Source organism: Brenneria rubrifaciens (assembly GCF_005484945.1).
In the GTDB taxonomy this organism is placed as follows: domain Bacteria; phylum Pseudomonadota; class Gammaproteobacteria; order Enterobacterales; family Enterobacteriaceae; genus Brenneria; species Brenneria rubrifaciens.
Window position 1 is genome coordinate 2,368,808 of sequence record NZ_CP034035.1, and the last position, 16,246, is coordinate 2,385,053.

The 16,246-nt window shown below is 56.3% G+C and carries 22 protein-coding genes; 19 read left to right on the forward strand and 3 right to left on the reverse strand.

All coding sequences use genetic code 11. The features are described 5' to 3' along the window. The 18 genes from EH207_RS10980 to EH207_RS11060 all read left to right on the forward strand — a co-directional run bounded on the left by EH207_RS10980 (position 1) and on the right by EH207_RS11060 (position 13,281). Complete coding sequence (locus EH207_RS10980) at positions 1–927, forward strand: hypothetical protein (RefSeq protein ID WP_137714038.1); 927 nt, start codon at positions 1–3, stop codon at positions 925–927. Between the two features lie 133 nt (positions 928–1,060). Then, positions 1,061–1,255, forward strand: a complete 195-nt coding sequence (locus tag EH207_RS10985; protein ID WP_009113423.1) for an AlpA family transcriptional regulator — start codon at positions 1,061–1,063, stop codon at positions 1,253–1,255. A 16-nt stretch (positions 1,256–1,271) separates the two neighbouring features. Next, on the forward strand, positions 1,272–1,856 hold the full coding sequence (locus EH207_RS10990; RefSeq protein WP_175413652.1) for a DUF2857 domain-containing protein: 585 nt from the start codon (positions 1,272–1,274) through the stop codon (positions 1,854–1,856). Beyond that, positions 1,846–2,055 (forward strand): TraR/DksA family transcriptional regulator, encoded by a 210-nt coding sequence (locus EH207_RS10995; protein WP_121554687.1) that lies wholly within the window; start codon positions 1,846–1,848, stop codon positions 2,053–2,055. The genes EH207_RS10990 and EH207_RS10995 overlap by 11 nt, the downstream gene beginning before the upstream one ends. Before the next feature lie 440 nt (positions 2,056–2,495). Then, on the forward strand, positions 2,496–2,717 hold the full coding sequence (locus EH207_RS11000) for a hypothetical protein (protein WP_137713214.1): 222 nt from the start codon (positions 2,496–2,498) through the stop codon (positions 2,715–2,717). 57 nt (positions 2,718–2,774) lie between these two features. Beyond that, entirely contained in the window at positions 2,775–3,440 is a 666-nt protein-coding gene (locus EH207_RS11005) for a lytic transglycosylase domain-containing protein (RefSeq protein WP_137713213.1), read from the forward strand. After that, a complete protein-coding gene (locus EH207_RS11010) occupies positions 3,437–3,718 on the forward strand; it encodes a TrbC/VirB2 family protein (RefSeq protein ID WP_137713212.1) in 282 nt (93 codons plus the stop codon). Before EH207_RS11005 ends, EH207_RS11010 begins: the two co-directional genes overlap by 4 nt. Positions 3,719–3,727: 9 nt before the next feature. After that, positions 3,728–6,475, forward strand: coding sequence for a VirB4 family type IV secretion/conjugal transfer ATPase (locus EH207_RS11015; protein WP_137714039.1), 2,748 nt, complete (start codon positions 3,728–3,730; stop codon positions 6,473–6,475). Positions 6,476–6,487: 12 nt separating this feature from the next. Beyond that, positions 6,488–7,204 carry a TrbJ/VirB5 family protein gene (locus tag EH207_RS11020; RefSeq protein ID WP_137714040.1) on the forward strand — a complete coding sequence of 239 codons (717 nt, stop codon included), beginning with the start codon at positions 6,488–6,490 and terminating at the stop codon, positions 7,202–7,204. A 10-nt stretch (positions 7,205–7,214) separates the two neighbouring features. Next, positions 7,215–7,439, forward strand: coding sequence for an EexN family lipoprotein (locus EH207_RS11025; protein WP_137714041.1), 225 nt, complete (start codon positions 7,215–7,217; stop codon positions 7,437–7,439). A gap of 11 nt (positions 7,440–7,450) precedes the next feature. Then, the gene (locus tag EH207_RS11030) at positions 7,451–8,479 is read left to right on the forward strand and encodes a TrbL/VirB6 family protein (RefSeq protein ID WP_137714042.1); all 1,029 of its coding nucleotides are present in this window, start codon (positions 7,451–7,453) and stop codon (positions 8,477–8,479) included. 86 nt (positions 8,480–8,565) lie between these two features. Then, complete coding sequence (locus tag EH207_RS18140) at positions 8,566–8,712, forward strand: hypothetical protein (RefSeq protein WP_009113432.1); 147 nt, start codon at positions 8,566–8,568, stop codon at positions 8,710–8,712. After that, positions 8,699–9,382, forward strand: coding sequence for a VirB8 family type IV secretion system protein (locus EH207_RS11035; protein WP_009113433.1), 684 nt, complete (start codon positions 8,699–8,701; stop codon positions 9,380–9,382). The genes EH207_RS18140 and EH207_RS11035 overlap by 14 nt, the downstream gene beginning before the upstream one ends. Then, on the forward strand, positions 9,379–10,272 hold the full coding sequence (gene virB9, locus EH207_RS11040; RefSeq protein ID WP_246048877.1) for a P-type conjugative transfer protein VirB9: 894 nt from the start codon (positions 9,379–9,381) through the stop codon (positions 10,270–10,272). The genes EH207_RS11035 and virB9 overlap by 4 nt, the downstream gene beginning before the upstream one ends. Continuing rightward, positions 10,269–11,504, forward strand: coding sequence for a VirB10/TraB/TrbI family type IV secretion system protein (gene virB10 / locus EH207_RS11045; protein WP_137713208.1), 1,236 nt, complete (start codon positions 10,269–10,271; stop codon positions 11,502–11,504). The genes virB9 and virB10 overlap by 4 nt, the downstream gene beginning before the upstream one ends. Continuing rightward, positions 11,494–12,522: a P-type DNA transfer ATPase VirB11 gene (virB11, locus tag EH207_RS11050; protein WP_137713207.1), complete on the forward strand. Its 1,029-nt coding sequence runs from the start codon at positions 11,494–11,496 to the stop codon at positions 12,520–12,522. The genes virB10 and virB11 overlap by 11 nt, the downstream gene beginning before the upstream one ends. Further along, positions 12,506–12,910 carry a cag pathogenicity island Cag12 family protein gene (locus EH207_RS11055; protein WP_137713206.1) on the forward strand — a complete coding sequence of 135 codons (405 nt, stop codon included), beginning with the start codon at positions 12,506–12,508 and terminating at the stop codon, positions 12,908–12,910. The genes virB11 and EH207_RS11055 overlap by 17 nt, the downstream gene beginning before the upstream one ends. Before the next feature lie 65 nt (positions 12,911–12,975). Then, positions 12,976–13,281: a TrbM/KikA/MpfK family conjugal transfer protein gene (locus EH207_RS11060; RefSeq protein WP_137713205.1), complete on the forward strand. Its 306-nt coding sequence runs from the start codon at positions 12,976–12,978 to the stop codon at positions 13,279–13,281. Between the two features lie 64 nt (positions 13,282–13,345). Here EH207_RS11060 and EH207_RS11065 read toward each other — a convergent pair whose 3' ends face one another. Beyond that, positions 13,346–13,717, reverse strand: a complete 372-nt coding sequence (locus tag EH207_RS11065) for an EthD domain-containing protein (RefSeq protein ID WP_137713204.1) — start codon at positions 13,715–13,717, stop codon at positions 13,346–13,348. 76 nt (positions 13,718–13,793) lie between these two features. Here EH207_RS11065 and EH207_RS11070 point away from each other — a divergent pair, with 76 nt between their 5' ends. Then, on the forward strand, positions 13,794–14,132 hold the full coding sequence (locus EH207_RS11070) for a MerR family transcriptional regulator (protein WP_137713203.1): 339 nt from the start codon (positions 13,794–13,796) through the stop codon (positions 14,130–14,132). A gap of 130 nt (positions 14,133–14,262) precedes the next feature. Here EH207_RS11070 and EH207_RS11075 read toward each other — a convergent pair whose 3' ends face one another. Further along, the gene (locus tag EH207_RS11075) at positions 14,263–14,889 is read right to left on the reverse strand and encodes a LysE family translocator (RefSeq protein WP_137713202.1); all 627 of its coding nucleotides are present in this window, start codon (positions 14,887–14,889) and stop codon (positions 14,263–14,265) included. Positions 14,890–14,891: 2 nt separating this feature from the next. Then, entirely contained in the window at positions 14,892–15,497 is a 606-nt protein-coding gene (locus tag EH207_RS11080; RefSeq protein ID WP_137713201.1) for a LysE family translocator, read from the reverse strand. Positions 15,498–16,246 lie beyond the last annotated feature (749 nt).

The following is a 16,246-nucleotide window of genomic DNA, read 5'->3' on the forward strand; positions in this document are numbered from 1 at the left end:
ATGCAAAAAAGCGTATGTAAAGTCAACGATTCCTTACCGAAACCAGCCTGGGTTACTATTAGGGAAGCGGTTAAGATAACAAATAAATTGAGAGACATCAAAATGGCAGAGCGTGATATTTACCGACATGCTTTATATGGAAATATTTGTCTCTCTATATACTTCCAGTCTCCGCCAATATTACGGAAGATAAAGTTATCCCTAAATAAAATAAAACTACGCCCGGCGGAAAAATCACTGCGATACCGGCTTTGCATGCTTGACATGGATGGTTTTATGAATGGGAATGATTTAATCCTTAGTACAGAGGGAAGATATATCATACCTGACCAGTTAGTCTTGAACTCCGGGTTGCGAGGGTACGAATTCGTTCTCGTTCAACGGTTACTTGCACACTCTCTAAAAATGCCTTTACCCGTTACAGGTGCAAACGATGCAAATTATGGTATCACCGTCACCATGTCAGGTCAGACGTATCAGGTTTTTGAAAAAATGGCATGGCAGGAAAGAATAAAGCAGCAAATTATGAGATTACCCGAACATATAATCCCAGATATTTATACGCAGGACTCAGTACGTGATCTTTCAGATTGCTCAGGAAAGGGGTATTTTCCAATTTATGACCTTCCCGAGGATGCTTGCTTTGTCATTCGACAGGAAGACCTTGATAAATTACTCTGTATACCTGCAGAAAGGTTTACTCACTCTTCATCCACCCGAATCACAACGCCCCTGTCACGTCTGTTCTGGCTGGCATGTAAATATAATGACTCCATTAGTCCTCTGCTCAGACATCCCTATAAGCTTCTGCCGATTTTCGAGCAATGGGCCTCTGACGAAGGCATCACAGACAGATTCAGCGGCGACACGCTGAAAACAGCGCTTGAGCGCGGCTCGCCTACATCTGTTTCGGCATCAAAAAGATGATAGTTCTCCGATATAAAAACCCGTATTAAGGACTCTGCCACCCGTAATACGGGCTCATCAACTTTATCCCCGCCGCGGCTTTGTGCTGTCGTGTCATCTCCGGGCAAACCCCTCTTTGCTACAGGAGAACACCGTGACATCCCATCAATTATTACGTTTGAAACAGGTTGAAGAAAAAACCGGTCTGAAACGTTCGCAAATCTACCTCTATATGAAAAGCGGTCGCTTTCCCCGCTCCATCAAGATCGGCCCGGCCAGCGTGGCCTGGCTGGAATCTGAAGTGGACGAATGGATCAGCCTTAAATTAGCCAACCGCTTAACGCGCTGAAGGGAGAAGCCGAATCATGATCCCGTCACTGAATTACGCCATATTAACCGATGCCCTGCACGCGCTGAAGGAGGGCGATATTCGTCACTGCGAAGCGCTGGGGTTTACGTTCGATGAAATGAACGCCCTTAATCAGTTGTCCCTTGACGAACTGTTTATCCTCAGCCGGGCGTCGGCGCAGTTTATGGCCGTCAGCGTTCGCCATGATGCGCTACGCCAACTGTTGGCGCTGTCGCGACAGGAAGTTCAGCGCCAGCAGCAGATTAACCGGGCCATCCGGCTGGGCGGCTCGATTACGCTGCTGAACCGCTATTTCGGCCTCACCTCCAATGAAATCTGCGTGCGCCGCCGTTTGCTGGGCATCGCGATCCCGCAAGGCCGGACGCCCATCCCGGATGAACAAACCGACGCCGAGATCTGGCGGCAATGGCAAAAACGCCGCGTGGCGAACCTTGAATCGCCCGAAGCATTGACGGCGATGATGCAGGTCACCGAGGCGCTGTCCGCGCCGACGGCAGGACCTTCGCTGACCAGCGTCTGGAATCGCATCACGCTTTGCGAACGGGAAGCGTCGGACAGGAGGGGGTCGCATGCCGGATGAGATCGATCGCGACCAGGAATTTAACGAGCAGCGGCTGGAAGAGATGATCGAACAGAGCCGCTTCAAACCGGCACCCACGCCGTCACTGTTGCATTGTCGTTTCTGCGGCAAGCCTATTCCCGAGAAACGGCGGCAGACGTTGCCGGGCGTGACGACCTGCACACAATGCCAGGCAAAAATTGAACGCCGCAGGCGATAAAAACGCGCGGAGAACAAGGATGTTCCGCACGCTTTTTATTTTTCTTCAGCAAGAACATCCTGATTTTTACTATTGGCAAGAGTGTCGAAAAAAATAAAAAACCAAACTAATTCTCAAAAAAATATTCCCCGCAAGATAAAAATCAAAATCACATCAAGATAATTTCCCGTCTTTTTTCTTTTATTTTCCAGTTTGAGTTTCTTGTTACCCGCCTGAATCAGAAAGCGCACCCTGACCACGTCGATATTTGCCGACGATGTTCAGGACGTTTATTTCACCGGGCCAGGATTGCCTGAATACGCTCTTTAACAATCGGGATCGGGCTGTCACGCAACCACAATTCAGGGTGCCGCTGAATGTTCTCGCTGACCCGTTAAAACCGGAATGCAGGATCGGGATGTGACCGATGTTTCACGCGCTTTTTTATCAGAGGAAAAATCATGCGAAAACCCCTATATCACGTCTTCGTCACGCAGGAAAGTCAGCCCGATGCGCAGGGCGAAAAAAGCACTTACTGGACCAAAGTCGGCGTCGCCTTCGCCCATCACGGCAAACCCGGTCTGAATGTGGTACTCACCCCCGGCATCGCCGTCTCCGGCAAGCTGGTGCTGCTCGAGCCCAGAGAGGACAGCCCCGCGCCGCAAAATATTGCCGCCGATTAATACGCTTCCCGTTCCTTTCTGTCGCAGCCCTCCTGTATTTACCCTTCTGAGGTCGCCATGCTTTCCACCTCCGCCTTTCTGGCGGCGGCCATGCAGTGCGCCGCCAGCGTTCACCCGGCCACCGCGCTCGACGTCGCGCGGGTGGAATCCGGTTTTCACCCTTACGCCATCGCGGAAATCGTGCCGAAGCCTCGGCGCGCGCCCGGCGGCCATGGGGTGATTTCTCATTATCCCGCCGACAAGGCGGACGCCGTCGACATCGCCAGCCGGTTGACCGCGCAAGGCCGCCGCTATTCGGTCGGGCTGATGCAAATCACCAGCAGCAATTTCCGTCGCTACGGCGTCACCGCCCGCGAGCTGTTCGATCCCTGCGTCAATCTGTCGGTCTTCGAGCGCATCCTCACCGACTGCTACCGGCGCGGCGGCTCCCTGCAACGCGCGCTCAGTTGCTACTACTCTGGCGACTTTAATCGCGGCCAACGGCCGGAAGCCGCCTTTAACCGCACCAGCTATGTCCAGCGTATCGGCTATGCCGTCCCGTCGACGCGGGAAGAGAAACGGCGCGGCCCAACCGACAACGCCATCCCGGCAATCCGTTACCCCGCCGTCGTCCTGCGCGGCGACGCGGCCGGTCTCGCCACGCCAGCGCCACCGTCCTTGCGCTACCCGAACGCCGTTATCCGCGGCGCGTTACCCATCCCTGAAACTGATAAGGAGAAATGACGATGAAAAAAGGTAAATTCTGGTCCGCTGTTACCGTCGTATTACTTTCCTCGCGCGTACTGGCGGCTGGCGGCGGCTTTAACAAAGCCAACGAGACGCTGAGCAATACCTCCACCGGCCTGCTGGGGCTGGCCGCCGTCACCATCACGCTGGCGACCATGTGGATCGGCTACAAGGTGCTGTTCGACGGCAAGAGCCTTTCAGACATGCGCAACGTCATTATCGGCGCCATCCTGATTGTCGGCGCGTCCGGCTTCGGCGCCTACTGGGCCGCGTAGGGGGAGCCGATGACCACGCTGAACAAGGCGCTGACGCGGCCCGCCGCCGTCATGGGCATTCCCCTCGTACCGTTCGTGATCGTCAGCGGGGCTATCGTCCTGCTGGCGGTTTACCTCAGCTATTACCTGGCCTTGCTGCTGATCCCCGCCTGGATGGAGATGAAGGCCAGGGCCCGTAAGGACATCCACTATTTCGGGCTGCTCTGGCTGGCGTTTAAAACGCGCGGCCAGTGGGCCGCCAACCGCCATTTTGGCGCCAACGCCATCCTGGCGAACCGCTATGACGCCGTCGATATTGCGGAGTTTACCGACAAGATGAAATTAAACGCGCGCATCACGCTGGATAAATACATTCCGTATTCCTCCCATATTCACCCTCACGTCATCAGCAACCGTCACCGGGATTTGGTGGCGACCTGGGAACTCGGCGGCGCCGTTTTCGAATGCGAAGATGAACATCATCTTACTTTTCTGGCGACTCACCTGAATAACCTGATCCGGTCGTATGAAGGGCAGCCGATCACTTTTTATCTTCACCGCATTCGCGAACCCTACCAGGACGCCTTTGCGGCACAATCGGGCCTTCCCTTTGCCGATGAGGTGGCGGAACTGTACTATCGGCCCCTCAAAAATAAACCGCGCTGGCGGCACCGGTTATTTTTCACCGTCTGCTTTGCGCCGCTCTCGCCGCTGGAGAAAAAGGCGCTGAGCAGGCAGCCGGTCGGCAAACGGCAGGCGGCGCTGGATAATGCCCTGAAGGCGATGCTGGAGCACTGGGCGTCATTGAACGCCGCCTTATCCCGCTATACGGCGACGCCGCTGGGCGTTTATGAGGCAAATGGGCGGGTGTACTCCTCGCAGCTTGCGTTCTACCATCGCCTGCTTACCGGCCAGTGGCAGAAGGTGGCGGTCACGCGCGCGCCGTTTTACCACCAACTTGGCACGGCGGACATATTTTTCACCACCGATACCGCCGAATGCCAGACGGTGGGCGGCTCCCGCTTCTTCCGCAGTCTGGAAATCAAGGACTATTCGCCCGACACCGCCACGGGCTTGCTGGATGCGCTGTTATACGCCGAAAGCGAGTATGTGCTGACGCAGTCCTTTAGCTGCATGGCGCGCGATGAAGCGCAGAACCATATCCGGCTGGCGGAAAAACGCCTGAACTCGGCGGACGACGACGCCCTGTCGCAGCGCGAAGAGCTGATTGTGCTGCGCGACCTGCTTCAGTCCGGACATGTGTCGTGCGGCAAATACCACTTCTCCCTGCTGGTTTCATCCGCCGACGCCGACCAGGTGGTGAAGGACGCCACAACGCTGGCGCAGCCCTTCGCCGACCTCGGCATCATGACGACGCTCTCCACGCTGTCGTTGCCCGCCGCCTATCTGGCGCAACTGCCGGGCGTTTATACCTTGCGCCCCCGGCTGGTGGCCGTCAGCAGCCAGAACTTTGCCGATATGGCGAGCCTGCACAACTTTCATCCCCACAAGCGCGACGGCAATCCCTGGGGCGAAGCCATCGCCATCCTCCGCTCGCCGGGCGGCGGCGGTTATTACCTCAACCTGCACGACAGCCAGGCCGGACGGGATGACTTTAACGAGAAAACACCGGGCAATACGGCGATTATCGGGAAAACCGGTTCGGGGAAAACGATGCTGATGACCGTGATGCAACAGCTGATGCAGAAATACCGCAACCCGGCGACCTTTGCCGCGTCGGCCGCCATCAAGCGGCTGACCACCGTCTATTTCGACAAGGATCGGGCGGCGGAGATGGCGATCCGCCAGATGGGCGGGCGTTACTTCCGCATCCGTACCGGCGAGCCGACCGGGTTCAATCCGTTTTCGCTGGCGCCGACCCGGCGGAACATCCACTTTATCAAACGGCTGGTGCGGATGCTGTGCCGGCGCAACGGCAAGCCGCTCGATCCGCGCGACGAAGCGCGCATCAGCGCCGCCGTGGACACCATCATGCTGGACTATCCGGCGGCATACCGCCGTTACGGCATCACCCGGCTGCTGGAGGTGTTGCCGGAGCCGCCGACCAGAGAGGCCCGCGCCAACGGGCTGCGCATCCGGCTGAAACAGTGGGCACAAGGCGGCGAGTTCGGCTGGGTATTCGATAACGAGGCGGATACGTTCGATATCAGCGATATCGACAACTTCGGCATCGACGGCACGGAGTTTCTGGATGACGACGATATCCGGGGGCCCATTACCTTTTATCTGCTGTACCGCGTCACCAGCCTGCTGGACGGCCGCCGGCTGGTGATGTTTATGGATGAGTTCTGGCGCTGGCTGGCCGACGTCGAGTTCTCCCGGTTCTCGCTCAATATGCTCAAGGTCATTCGCAAGCTGAACGGCATCTTCGTTCCCGCCACCCAGTCGCCCGATGAGATCGTCAGGCATCCCATCGCCCCGGCGATCATCGAACAGTGCGGCACGCAGATCTTCCTCGCCAACCCGAAGGCCGGCCATGCGGACTACGTGGAGAAAATGAAGGTGCCGGAAAACGTCTATGACATCATCAAAAATCTGGATCCGGGCGAGCGCTATATGGTGATCCTGAAAACGCCGCTGCGGGCCGGCGAAACCCGGCCGTTCGTGGCGCTGGCGAAAATGGACCTGTCGGGGCTGGGGAAAGTCGGCAAACTGCTGAGCGGCAGCGAGGACAACCTGAAGATCTTCGACGCCCTTTATCAGGAGGGCATGAAGCCTGAAGAGTGGAAAGAACGGTTTCTTGAAAGGGCTATCTGAGAGGAGATAACAATGCGTACCCGAAATACCGTGCTGGCGTTAACCATCTTTCTCTCCGCTCCGACCTTCAGCGCCGGGATCGCGGTTTTCGACGCCGTGCAGAATGCGGAATCCATTAGCCAGTGGACGGAAAAGCTCAAGCAGTGGCAGGATACCGTCGTCCACTATAAAAGCGAGCTGGAAGCCTACAAGCGGCAATTAGCCACGGCGACGGGGATCCGGGATATTCAGGGCTTCCTTAACGAGGCGAAAAGCCTCAAAAGCGAGATTGACGCGCTGCGCAAAAACGGCGTCTCGCTGGATGATCTGCTGACCCATCAGGACGGTGCCTATTCCGCCGAGCTTCAGCGCTTGTACAGCAAATATCAATCTTTCGATACCTGTAATCAATCCAGCGCCTCGCGGCGTTATCTGGACAGTTGCAAACAGATCATCCTGAATCAGGCGGTGGCGATAGAAAACACCGCCGACGTTGAAAGCAAAATCGCCGACACGCTCAAGGATATCGCCGCGTTATCCGACCGCATTTCGAATGCGCAGGACTCGAAAGAGTCGCAGGACCTGGCTAACGCCGTGGCGGCCAGAAGCGTACAATTGAACGCGCTGACCAGCCAGTGGGAAATGTTCGTCAGGCAGGCGGAACAGCGCTCCAACCTATTGGCCCAACAGCGGCAAAAAGCATTTAATGAACAGCAGCTCGCCGCACCCGTGCCTGACTTTAATGATTGAGAGGGCAAAAATGAAAACGTCACTTTACCTATTCCCGATTATTTTAGGCGTTTTGCTTCTGACGGGGTGTGATAGCCCTAAATCGAAGCAATGGTATAAAGAACATCAGGATGAGATGAACACCCGGTATACGGCCTGCGAAGCGTCCGGTGAAGATTCCCAGGATTGCAAAAATGCCCGTGAAGCGCGATTCGAACTCCGTCAGGAAAATGCCAAGGTTCCCGATTTGAATTAAAGGGGTAATCTATGTCAGGTGGTATGTTTGTTGGCATGAACAACACGATCACTGACGGTTTACATGCCGTACTGCGGGGGCAAACTTCCGTGTACGGCGATATGATAAGCGTTATCGCCGTCAGCTCCTTCACGTTATTTGTCACATACCGGGGTTATCAAACCCTGGCCGGAAAACTTCAAACGCCCGTAGAAGATGTCATTTGGGATGTCGGGCGAATGTTACTCATCATGACATTCGTTTTAAATCTGGGGGGCTGGCTGGATCTCACCATTTCAGCCATCAACGGATTAAAAGACGGCGTCAGCGGTGATGAAAATGTCTGGGTGTTGCTGGATACCGTCTGGGCCAAAGCGCAGACCATCGGGCAAAAGCTCTATCAACTGGATGACGCCGCCTATGTGAAACTCAATGGGGGGCTTGCCGAACTGCTGGTCTGGGGCGGCGCTATCGTTACCTTGCTATTCGGTTCGGCCGTTAACCTTTTAGCTGAACTTACGATAATATTAATGACCACCACCGCGCCGCTTTTTATTTTCTGCCTGCTGTATGGTTTTTTGATCCCCATGTTTAATAACTGGCTGAAAATCATATTCACCGTCATCCTGACGATATTATTTTCGGCGCTGTCGATCCGGATCGTCATTAACTATCTCAATGGCATATTGGATAAAGCGGTTAATTTTGCTGATAACGCCAATATTATTACGCTTGGCGTTCAGTGTTGTGTCGCCGGTGTTCTCTCCGGCGTCATCATCTTCTTCTCCGCAAAGATCGCCGGCGCACTCGGCGGCGTCGCCGTTCAGGCCGCGTTACAGGGCGCGGCCATGAGCGGTTTAAGCGGGCTGGTGAAAAAATCCGCCGGCGCGGCCAAACCGACGCTGAAGGCCGGGGCTGCCGGCGCTCGGCTGGCCGCCAAAGGCGGCGTTATGACGGGCCAACTGATTGGCGCCGGCGTGAACAACACCGTCAGCGCCTGGCAAAAGCGCACCGCCGCAATAGCGAATATGAAACGCTTCAACCAGCAGCGTAACCGCTGATTTTTCCCTAATCCCCACCTTTGCATAGCGCCGTAGCGATCGCTGCCGGTGCGGCATCCCTGTCTCCGTTAAACAGAGGAATCCACATGAAATTCAGCCTGTTATTGCTGATGCTGTGCGCGCTCACGGGCTGCGTACGGCACAACGGCGGCCTGCCGCCGGTATCCGGCGAACCACAGCCGGTGAATTCCCCGACCACTATCCAGGAACTGACAAACCATGCCCGAGATTAACGACGTTATTGGCGCATCCAGGGCCTTTGAATCGGTCATCCTGGAGAGAGACGCCCGCGAGAAAAAGCGTGCCTGGCTGATGGCGGCGGTCGGATTTTTTCTGGCCGCGATGGCGATTGCGGCCATTATCATCCTGCTGCCGCTGAAAACCACCGAAATCGAACTCTGGTCGGTGGATAAACAGACCGGGCGTTATGACTTTATGACCCGCATCAAAGAGCGGGATATCTCTACGGAAGAGGCTCTCGCGCATTCCCTCGCGGCGCAGTACGTCAGCCTCCGCGAAGGCTATAACTATTTTTCCCTTCAGCGCGATTATGACGATGTGCAGTTATTCAACAGCGACGGCGTGAACAAGGATTATCTGGACGGCTTTAACGGCGACCAGGCGCCGGACGTTGTTTTCAACAAAGCGGACTATGTCGTCGCCATCGACATTATTTCCAACGTTCACGCGCCCGCCACGGCCCCCGACCGTCTGGCGACGTTACGCATCAAGCGGACTCTCCGCCGCATTGCGGATAATTCGGTGAAAACCGATATCTGGAATATTCGCCTGACCTACCGCTACCTCCCGCGCAAACAACTGACGGACAGCCAGCGTGAAGTCAATCCGCTGGGGTTCATCGTCACCAGCTACCAGCGCGATAAAGAGCTAAGGAGCGAATGATGCTGAAAAGAATGCTGACCTGCGTTTTTCTCCTGACGTCATTGACGGTCTGGGGCGCGGCGACGCCGCGCGGCAGCGCGTATGACAGCCGGATGCAGAGCGTCTCGTATAACAACCGGAACGCCACGGTTGTAAATACCCGCCCCGGCTACGTCACCACGCTGCTGTTTGATGACGATGAAACCGTTATCGACGCGCAGGCGGGCTTTCCCAAAGGCTGGACGGTAACCCGGCGCGATAACCGGGTGGCCGTCAGCCCCAATCCCATCGCCCAGCCGGTAACCGATGCCAACGGCAACAACGTCAGTCAGGTGTTTCTGCCGACCGCGAAGGACTGGAAAACCAATCTGTTTGTGGTGACGTCAAAACGCGATTACAGCCTGGAGCTGAACGTGCTGGAGCATGACTCGCCCGCGCAGGCCTTCGTTATCCTCTATCGCTATCCCGACGAAGTCCGCGAGCAATCCGCATCAGCCAGCGCCGCCCGCCAGAAACAGCTACGGGAAACGCAGGAAAAGCAACGGATAACGGCGGCGTTTCGGCAGGCGGGCACTCCGCGCAACTGGCGCTACACCAAACGGGTGGCGGCGGGATCGGCGGCCATCGCGCCGGACTTCGCCTATGACGACGGCCGATTTACCTACCTCGGCTTTTCACCCGTGAAAATCCTGCCTTCCGCCTTTACGGTCGTTAACGGCCGGGAGCAAGCGGTGACGCCCCGGATTGTCAGCCAGGGCAACTACAACGTGATGGTGGTGCGTTCTCTGTCGCCGCGCCTGGTGCTGCGCTACGGCAATGCGGTCGTCGGGATTGAGAACTCGGCATTCGGCAACGCGACCGCGGCTAACGGCGATACCGTCTCCCCCGACGTCACGCTGGAGGCCAAATGACCGATAAATTTCCCCCGGAAGACGCGCCGAAAACCACGGCGGAGCTGGAAGCCGAGGCGCGCGAACGCGCCCGCGCGGCAATGGCCGGCCAGGCGTCGGAGCAGAAAACGCCCCCCGGCCAGCCCGAAGTGACGCGTTTTCGCAAACCTGCCGGTCGCCGAACGCTGCTGGTCAGCCTGCTGAGTCTGGCCTTACTGATGGCGCTGGCGCTCGGCGGCGATTACTTTCTTACGGCGATGAAAAACGGCGATGAAAAGACGGCCGACGCCGCAGGTCCGCCGTCGGCCGGCGCGGCGCGCCCGCCACGAACCGACCTCGGCATGGATGAGAACCCGTTCAGCCTGTTCGCTCCCCAAAAGCCGGAAACGATGGCGGACAACGCTCGGCCGCAAAGCATCGCGCCGCCGTCACCAACGCCATCTGTCCTGAACAAGGCGGCGGCGCTGGCTGACGGACCGGGCAACGTCGCCGAAACGGCGCAACCCGGCGCTACGCGCAGCGCACCAAGCGAACCGCGCAACAGCGCAGCCACCGCCCGCGAGCCGCATGCCGCCGCCACCCGCGCCGACGGTGATCAGGACAATCCGGGCGTGGCGAAAGTCACCGGCGTTCGGCGGCTGAACCTCGATCCGGATCTCTATATCCCGGTCGACCGCTATATTCCGTGCTCGATGATGCGCCGCTTCGTTTCCGACGTGGGCGGCGCGCTTTCCTGCCTTATCAGCGAGGACGTCTACAGCGCCAGCCACCATGTGAAGCTGATCCCGGCGGGCACCGTCGCCAGAGGCGTCTATCGCACCGGCGCGCTGCAACACGGCCGCGGCCGGCTGTTCGTCCTCTGGACGGAACTGCGCACGCCGGAGCCCGGCAGCCTGCAAATCCCGCTGGTCGATACGCAGGCCAGCGGCCAACTGGGCGAAGCCGGCATCGCCGGCTGGGTCGACAGCCATTTCTGGACGCGGTTCGGCAATGCCCTGATGCTGAGTACCGTGCAGGATGTGGCCGCCGCGGCGTCGGATTCCGCGCCGGGCAAAGATCGCAATACCGACTACACCGAAAACACCCGCGCGGCCACGGCGGAAATGGCGAAAACGACGCTGGAAAACAGCATCAATATCCCGCCCACGATGTACCTGAATCAGGGCGATATTATCGGCATCATGACCGGCACGGATATCGATTTCTCTTCTGTTTATCAACTGCGACTGAAAACGAGGTGGTATGCGCGCTGAGAATCTGTCCCTTGAGTTTATGAAAAACCGGCTGTTCGGCGATTTACTGCCGCTGGCGGGTCTGACCGAGATCGCCATTAACCGCCCCGGCGAAATCCACGTCAAGATCCACGGAAAATGGCAAAAGCGCGACGCCCCGGTAACGCTGCGTCAGTGCCTTGCGTTCGCCAAGGCGCTCGCTTCCTGGAATGAGGACAACGTGGATGAAACCTCGCCGATCCTGTCCGCCACGCTGGGATCCGGCGAGCGCATCCAGACCATTATGCCCCCGGCCTGCGAGCGCGACACCGTTTCCATCACGCTGCGCAAACCCTCATTCGCGCAGAGAACGCATCGGTCCTGGATAGACGCCGGGTTTTATCAGCGGGTGACCGGTAAGGAGCAAATTGAAAGCAAGGACGATGAGCTGGCCGGTTACTATCATCGGGGAGAAATCCCGCGCTTTATGGAAAAAGCCGTCGAATACGGCAAAACCCTCTTTATCGTTGGTGAAACCGGGTCGGGTAAAACCACCTATATGAAAACGCTGCTGCACTATATTCCGCCGCATCTCAGGCTGACCACCATCGAAGACAATCCGGAAATCCGCTTTTACCGCCACGCCAATTATGTCCACCTGTTCTATCCGGCGGACGCCGGAGCGGATGCCATCGTCACCCCCGGCAGGCTGATCCGCGCCAACTACCGCATGAATCCGGATCGGATCCTGCTGGCGGAAATTCGCGGTCGGGAGGCCTGGGACGCGCTGAAAATCATCGGTTCCGGGCATGAGGGGCTGATCACCTCGATGCACGCGGGCAACCCCGAAGCCTGCATCGAAGGGATTATCGACCGCTGTTATGAACATCCCGACTGCCGGAATATTCCGTTCGCGGTGCTGCTGCGCAAGGTGCTTAACAGCGTGGACGTGATCGTCAGCGTCGATATTCACGGCGATATTCGCCGCATGGGCGCGATTTATTTTAAACCGCTTCACTTGAGCAGAATGAAGGAGGTCTTCAATGAGGCGAGCCGTTGAGATACTGTACGCCGGCGCGGCGCTGGCGGCGCTTTCCGGCTGCGCATCGCCGCCGGAGCCGGTTCAGCCCGCCTGGGATACCCCCGGCGTTGCCGTTAACGCCACGCTGCCGCAGTGGTCGGAAAACCGCATCGTCATACCGTCCGCCCATGTCGACGGCAGCTGGTCGATGTCCATGGTGTTCAGCCCCGAGGCCATATATCCGCCCGGCGTCTGGTATGCCGTCGCGCACTCAAAACAGGCCGTCGTCAGTGCGTCCGATGGGGCAAGTTATTTCACAGCGAAAACCTGGCTGAGAAAACACGGTTATCGCGCCGTCGTAATTTATCAGCCTAAAGCCGCCGACCGCTTCATCGGTCATGCCGTCGAGATATATTTTTACCGCTGACCGCGACGGTCATCCACGTTCGCAATTCCCCCGACCTTTATCTGCTGCAATAAAAGGATACCACCATGAAAAATACCCTTATCGCGGCGGCGCTCCTGTGCCTGGCCGCCGGCTTTTCCGCGCCGTCATTGGCGGCCGATCCCTGCGAAGCGGTGTTGTGCATGTATGGAAAGGCAACCGGCAACGGCGGCGGCAGCGAATGCCGCCAGGCGGAGCGCGCCTTTTTCAGCATCAACGCCTTTAAAAAACACCATCGCTTCAATCCGGGCAAGACGTTTGAGATGCGCCGGGATTTTCTCGCGCAGTGCGCCGGCGCCGATCCGGCCGCCGTCAGTCAAATATTATCGCGCTATGGTCGGGTGCGCGGCTGACCACGTTCCACGACAGGATAAAGGAACGATGGCATTGAAAGCCGCTCAATTCCTGCCGGCTTGGTTAAAGAATTGCGCGCTCCTCACCATACCAAAGTTGGGACCGTGACAGATCCACAAACCGGCGTTCGTCGTCAATAAGCGCTTGCAGCGTTTTAAGACCGTCTACCGTTTTTCTCGCCGTCAGATGGGCGTCCAGATCATCCCACCACAATTCCGCGCAGCCATCAAAATCGGCGCGATCACTCCCTCTCCCTTGTTCTAATGCGCGTTGGGCCGCTAAATTACACAAGGGATAGGTCTGAATGTATCTACGAATACCCAGTATCGCCGCATACTTGCGTACCAACGATGCATGGCTGTTGCGCCAATAGGCGTCGAACTCTTCTCTGGTGAGTTCAGGCAAGCGCTTCACGCACATGATAAGTTTAAGCATGGTTGTCGCTCCTTTCATTGTTGTTGAATTGAGCCAATGTTAGACTCTGACAGTACTGTCAGAGTCAAGAGCGAAAATGAAAATCGGCGAACTTTCATCACGAACCGGCGTCAGCATACGGATGTTGCGCTACTACGAGCAGAAAGGTTTACTTAATCCCTCGCGATCTGAATCAGGCTATCGTCGTTATGGGGTCGAAGACGTACAAAGAATCAAAGACATTGCCCTGCTCAACGGGGCAGGTCTCCCGCTGGCGGCTATTCGAGATTTGTTAGCCTGCGTACCATCAGGCGCGAACCCCGCGCCTTTGTGCTATGCGCTGAAATCGCGGATCAGAGAACAACTTGAACAGATCGATCGGCAGATCGCATCCTTGAACAAGAGCCGCCAGCGTCTTACTGGCTTGCTTCGCTAGCTCAATTGGCACTTCTTGTATAAATGGATTGAAGGAAGAAAGATGATTTTTTTTCAATCAGATAATGAATTTTAGAATCATCATTCATACCACCGATGGTGGAATCGACAAGGCAATGCCGCTCATTAACTTAACGCTGCTGAAGCGCGAGTCGGATCCCGAGACCACAGTAAATACAGCCGACAACTTTACCTTGCCACTTTAGCACGCTCGGATAACGACGCAGGAAATTCCCCATTTTACCCGCCCCCAGCGCAAAGATAAGCGTACTCCCGAACCCTATCATCGCAAACAGTACGCCCAGCAATAGAAGTTGCAGGAAAACGACACCGTTTTCCGGGCGTACAAATTGCGGCAAAAAAGCCAGGAAAAAGAGTGTCGTTTTGGGATTAAACAACTCGGTTAATACCGCTTGTCGAAAGGCCCGCCCCACCGACAAGCGTACCCGTTCCTGCTCAGGTATGACTGTTTCCCTTTGTCTGATGGTCCTGACGCCAAGATAGAGCAAATAGATTGCCCCCAGATATTTTATGATGCCGAACAGAGTGGACGATGCAGCAATAATAGCGGAAATACCCACGACAGCGAACAAGGTGTGGATGATATCAGCAACTGAAATGCCCGCACCGGTCACGATACCGATTTTCGTTCCTGATGTTGTCGCACGCGCGATAGTTAGCAGCGTCGCCGGACCGGGAATGAAAACGAAGCCCAGTACGATAGCGCAGTATGTCAAAAGTGTTGTGTAGTCGATCATGGCTATCGTCCCCCTTCGATGGCGAGCTTTAATCCCAGAGCGGTAAAAGAAGCGGCAAATGCCCGCCGCATCCACCCCATCGCCCGGGCGCTTTGCAGCAGGCGTTGGCGGCCGGTGGATGCCAATAGAACATAGCCCATGAACACAGCAAATGTCATCAGTGTGAAAACTAGGCCAAGCTCGATCAGCAGGCTTGGCGTGCTGCCAACCGGCACAAACTGGGGGATAAACGCCACGAAGAATAACGGGAGCTTAGGGTTGAGAATGTTCAGCAAAATGCCGCGCCAGATCAGCCGTATGGACGTAGCCGACGTCCCGGGTTTCACGGATAGGCCTCCCCGGTCATTCAGCACCGCCCATGCCATCCAGAGCAGATAAGCCACGCCAGCAAACTTAATGCTCTGAAACAATAACGCGCTGGTATGCAGAATAGCGGCCAAACCGGCCATAGCGACCATAAGGTGAATGATGGTAGCAATGGTGCATCCGATTGCGGCCCAAAACCCCGCCCGCAAACCACCCCCTAATGTTGCCGAAAGCGTATAAACCACGCCTATCCCTGGCGACAGGCATATAATGAAGACAGTGACGAGATACTCAATAGTCATGCATCCCCCTCTGGTATATCGAATATTATTTGTCGTCATCGATGGGCCCAGAGTGGAAAGAACATATTCCCACCCGACAGCAGGCTCGTCTGACTGGTAAACTGTGTAAGTGATGTGGATTACCTTGAGAAATACTATCAAGAAAACGGATAAGGCTTAACGCTATTCTGCACAGGCCTAATCCAGAGAATGCCGGCTTTGTTTTTTCATTCGTATTCCTTAGTAAAAAAAGCTTACGAATACAGTGGCATACACGAGACAACAGACGAATTCTCAGCCTATCAAATACTGCCGCAGGAATACGTGCCTTTAACCAGATATACATTACGAGCAGACGGCGATTTTTGGGCTTTAAAATTTATGCGTCAGCAAAAATTTTAAAGTGGCGTAAGGCGAGTAAATTCAATTTCAAAGAAATTGTTAATTTGCGTCGCCGAACCCACCAGCGAGCGCTCACCCCCAGGTGAACCGAGCTGGCGGGGGGAGCCGAATAAATTTCGCCGCCCCAGCGAGCGAAAAGCTATCGCCCACGATAGCGGTTTATTTGGGGGGCGCAGCCCCGCACACCGTCGCGGCTAAGTCTCCGGCCCAAAGCCGGTAACGTGGCGCGACCACCCGCTTTGAAGGCGTTTTCCCATTTTTTCGCTTGGCCGGAACGGACAAAAGAAAAAATAGGCGAAAAACGGCGTCTCAAAGGGGGTGGTCGCGCGTAGCGGGCGACGGTGTGCCGCCTTTGACCTTGGGGGTTT

Coding starts and splice junctions, on each gene's coding strand:
- EH207_RS10980 (WP_137714038.1), top strand. CDS start 1: ATGCAAAAAAGCGTATGTAAAGTCAACGATTCCTTACCGAAACCAGCC.
- EH207_RS10990 (WP_175413652.1), top strand. CDS start 1,272: ATGATCCCGTCACTGAATTACGCCATATTAACCGATGCCCTGCACGCG.
- EH207_RS10995 (WP_121554687.1), top strand. CDS start 1,846: ATGCCGGATGAGATCGATCGCGACCAGGAATTTAACGAGCAGCGGCTG.
- EH207_RS11000 (WP_137713214.1), top strand. CDS start 2,496: ATGCGAAAACCCCTATATCACGTCTTCGTCACGCAGGAAAGTCAGCCC.
- EH207_RS11005 (WP_137713213.1), top strand. CDS start 2,775: ATGCTTTCCACCTCCGCCTTTCTGGCGGCGGCCATGCAGTGCGCCGCC.
- EH207_RS11010 (WP_137713212.1), top strand. CDS start 3,437: ATGACGATGAAAAAAGGTAAATTCTGGTCCGCTGTTACCGTCGTATTA.
- EH207_RS11015 (WP_137714039.1), top strand. CDS start 3,728: ATGACCACGCTGAACAAGGCGCTGACGCGGCCCGCCGCCGTCATGGGC.
- EH207_RS11020 (WP_137714040.1), top strand. CDS start 6,488: ATGCGTACCCGAAATACCGTGCTGGCGTTAACCATCTTTCTCTCCGCT.
- EH207_RS11025 (WP_137714041.1), top strand. CDS start 7,215: ATGAAAACGTCACTTTACCTATTCCCGATTATTTTAGGCGTTTTGCTT.
- EH207_RS11030 (WP_137714042.1), top strand. CDS start 7,451: ATGTCAGGTGGTATGTTTGTTGGCATGAACAACACGATCACTGACGGT.
- EH207_RS18140 (WP_009113432.1), top strand. CDS start 8,566: ATGAAATTCAGCCTGTTATTGCTGATGCTGTGCGCGCTCACGGGCTGC.
- EH207_RS11035 (WP_009113433.1), top strand. CDS start 8,699: ATGCCCGAGATTAACGACGTTATTGGCGCATCCAGGGCCTTTGAATCG.
- virB9 (WP_246048877.1), top strand. CDS start 9,379: ATGATGCTGAAAAGAATGCTGACCTGCGTTTTTCTCCTGACGTCATTG.
- virB10 (WP_137713208.1), top strand. CDS start 10,269: ATGACCGATAAATTTCCCCCGGAAGACGCGCCGAAAACCACGGCGGAG.
- virB11 (WP_137713207.1), top strand. CDS start 11,494: ATGCGCGCTGAGAATCTGTCCCTTGAGTTTATGAAAAACCGGCTGTTC.
- EH207_RS11055 (WP_137713206.1), top strand. CDS start 12,506: ATGAGGCGAGCCGTTGAGATACTGTACGCCGGCGCGGCGCTGGCGGCG.
- EH207_RS11060 (WP_137713205.1), top strand. CDS start 12,976: ATGAAAAATACCCTTATCGCGGCGGCGCTCCTGTGCCTGGCCGCCGGC.
- EH207_RS11065 (WP_137713204.1), bottom strand. CDS start 13,717: ATGCTTAAACTTATCATGTGCGTGAAGCGCTTGCCTGAACTCACCAGA.
- EH207_RS11070 (WP_137713203.1), top strand. CDS start 13,794: ATGAAAATCGGCGAACTTTCATCACGAACCGGCGTCAGCATACGGATG.
- EH207_RS11075 (WP_137713202.1), bottom strand. CDS start 14,889: ATGATCGACTACACAACACTTTTGACATACTGCGCTATCGTACTGGGC.
- EH207_RS11080 (WP_137713201.1), bottom strand. CDS start 15,497: ATGACTATTGAGTATCTCGTCACTGTCTTCATTATATGCCTGTCGCCA.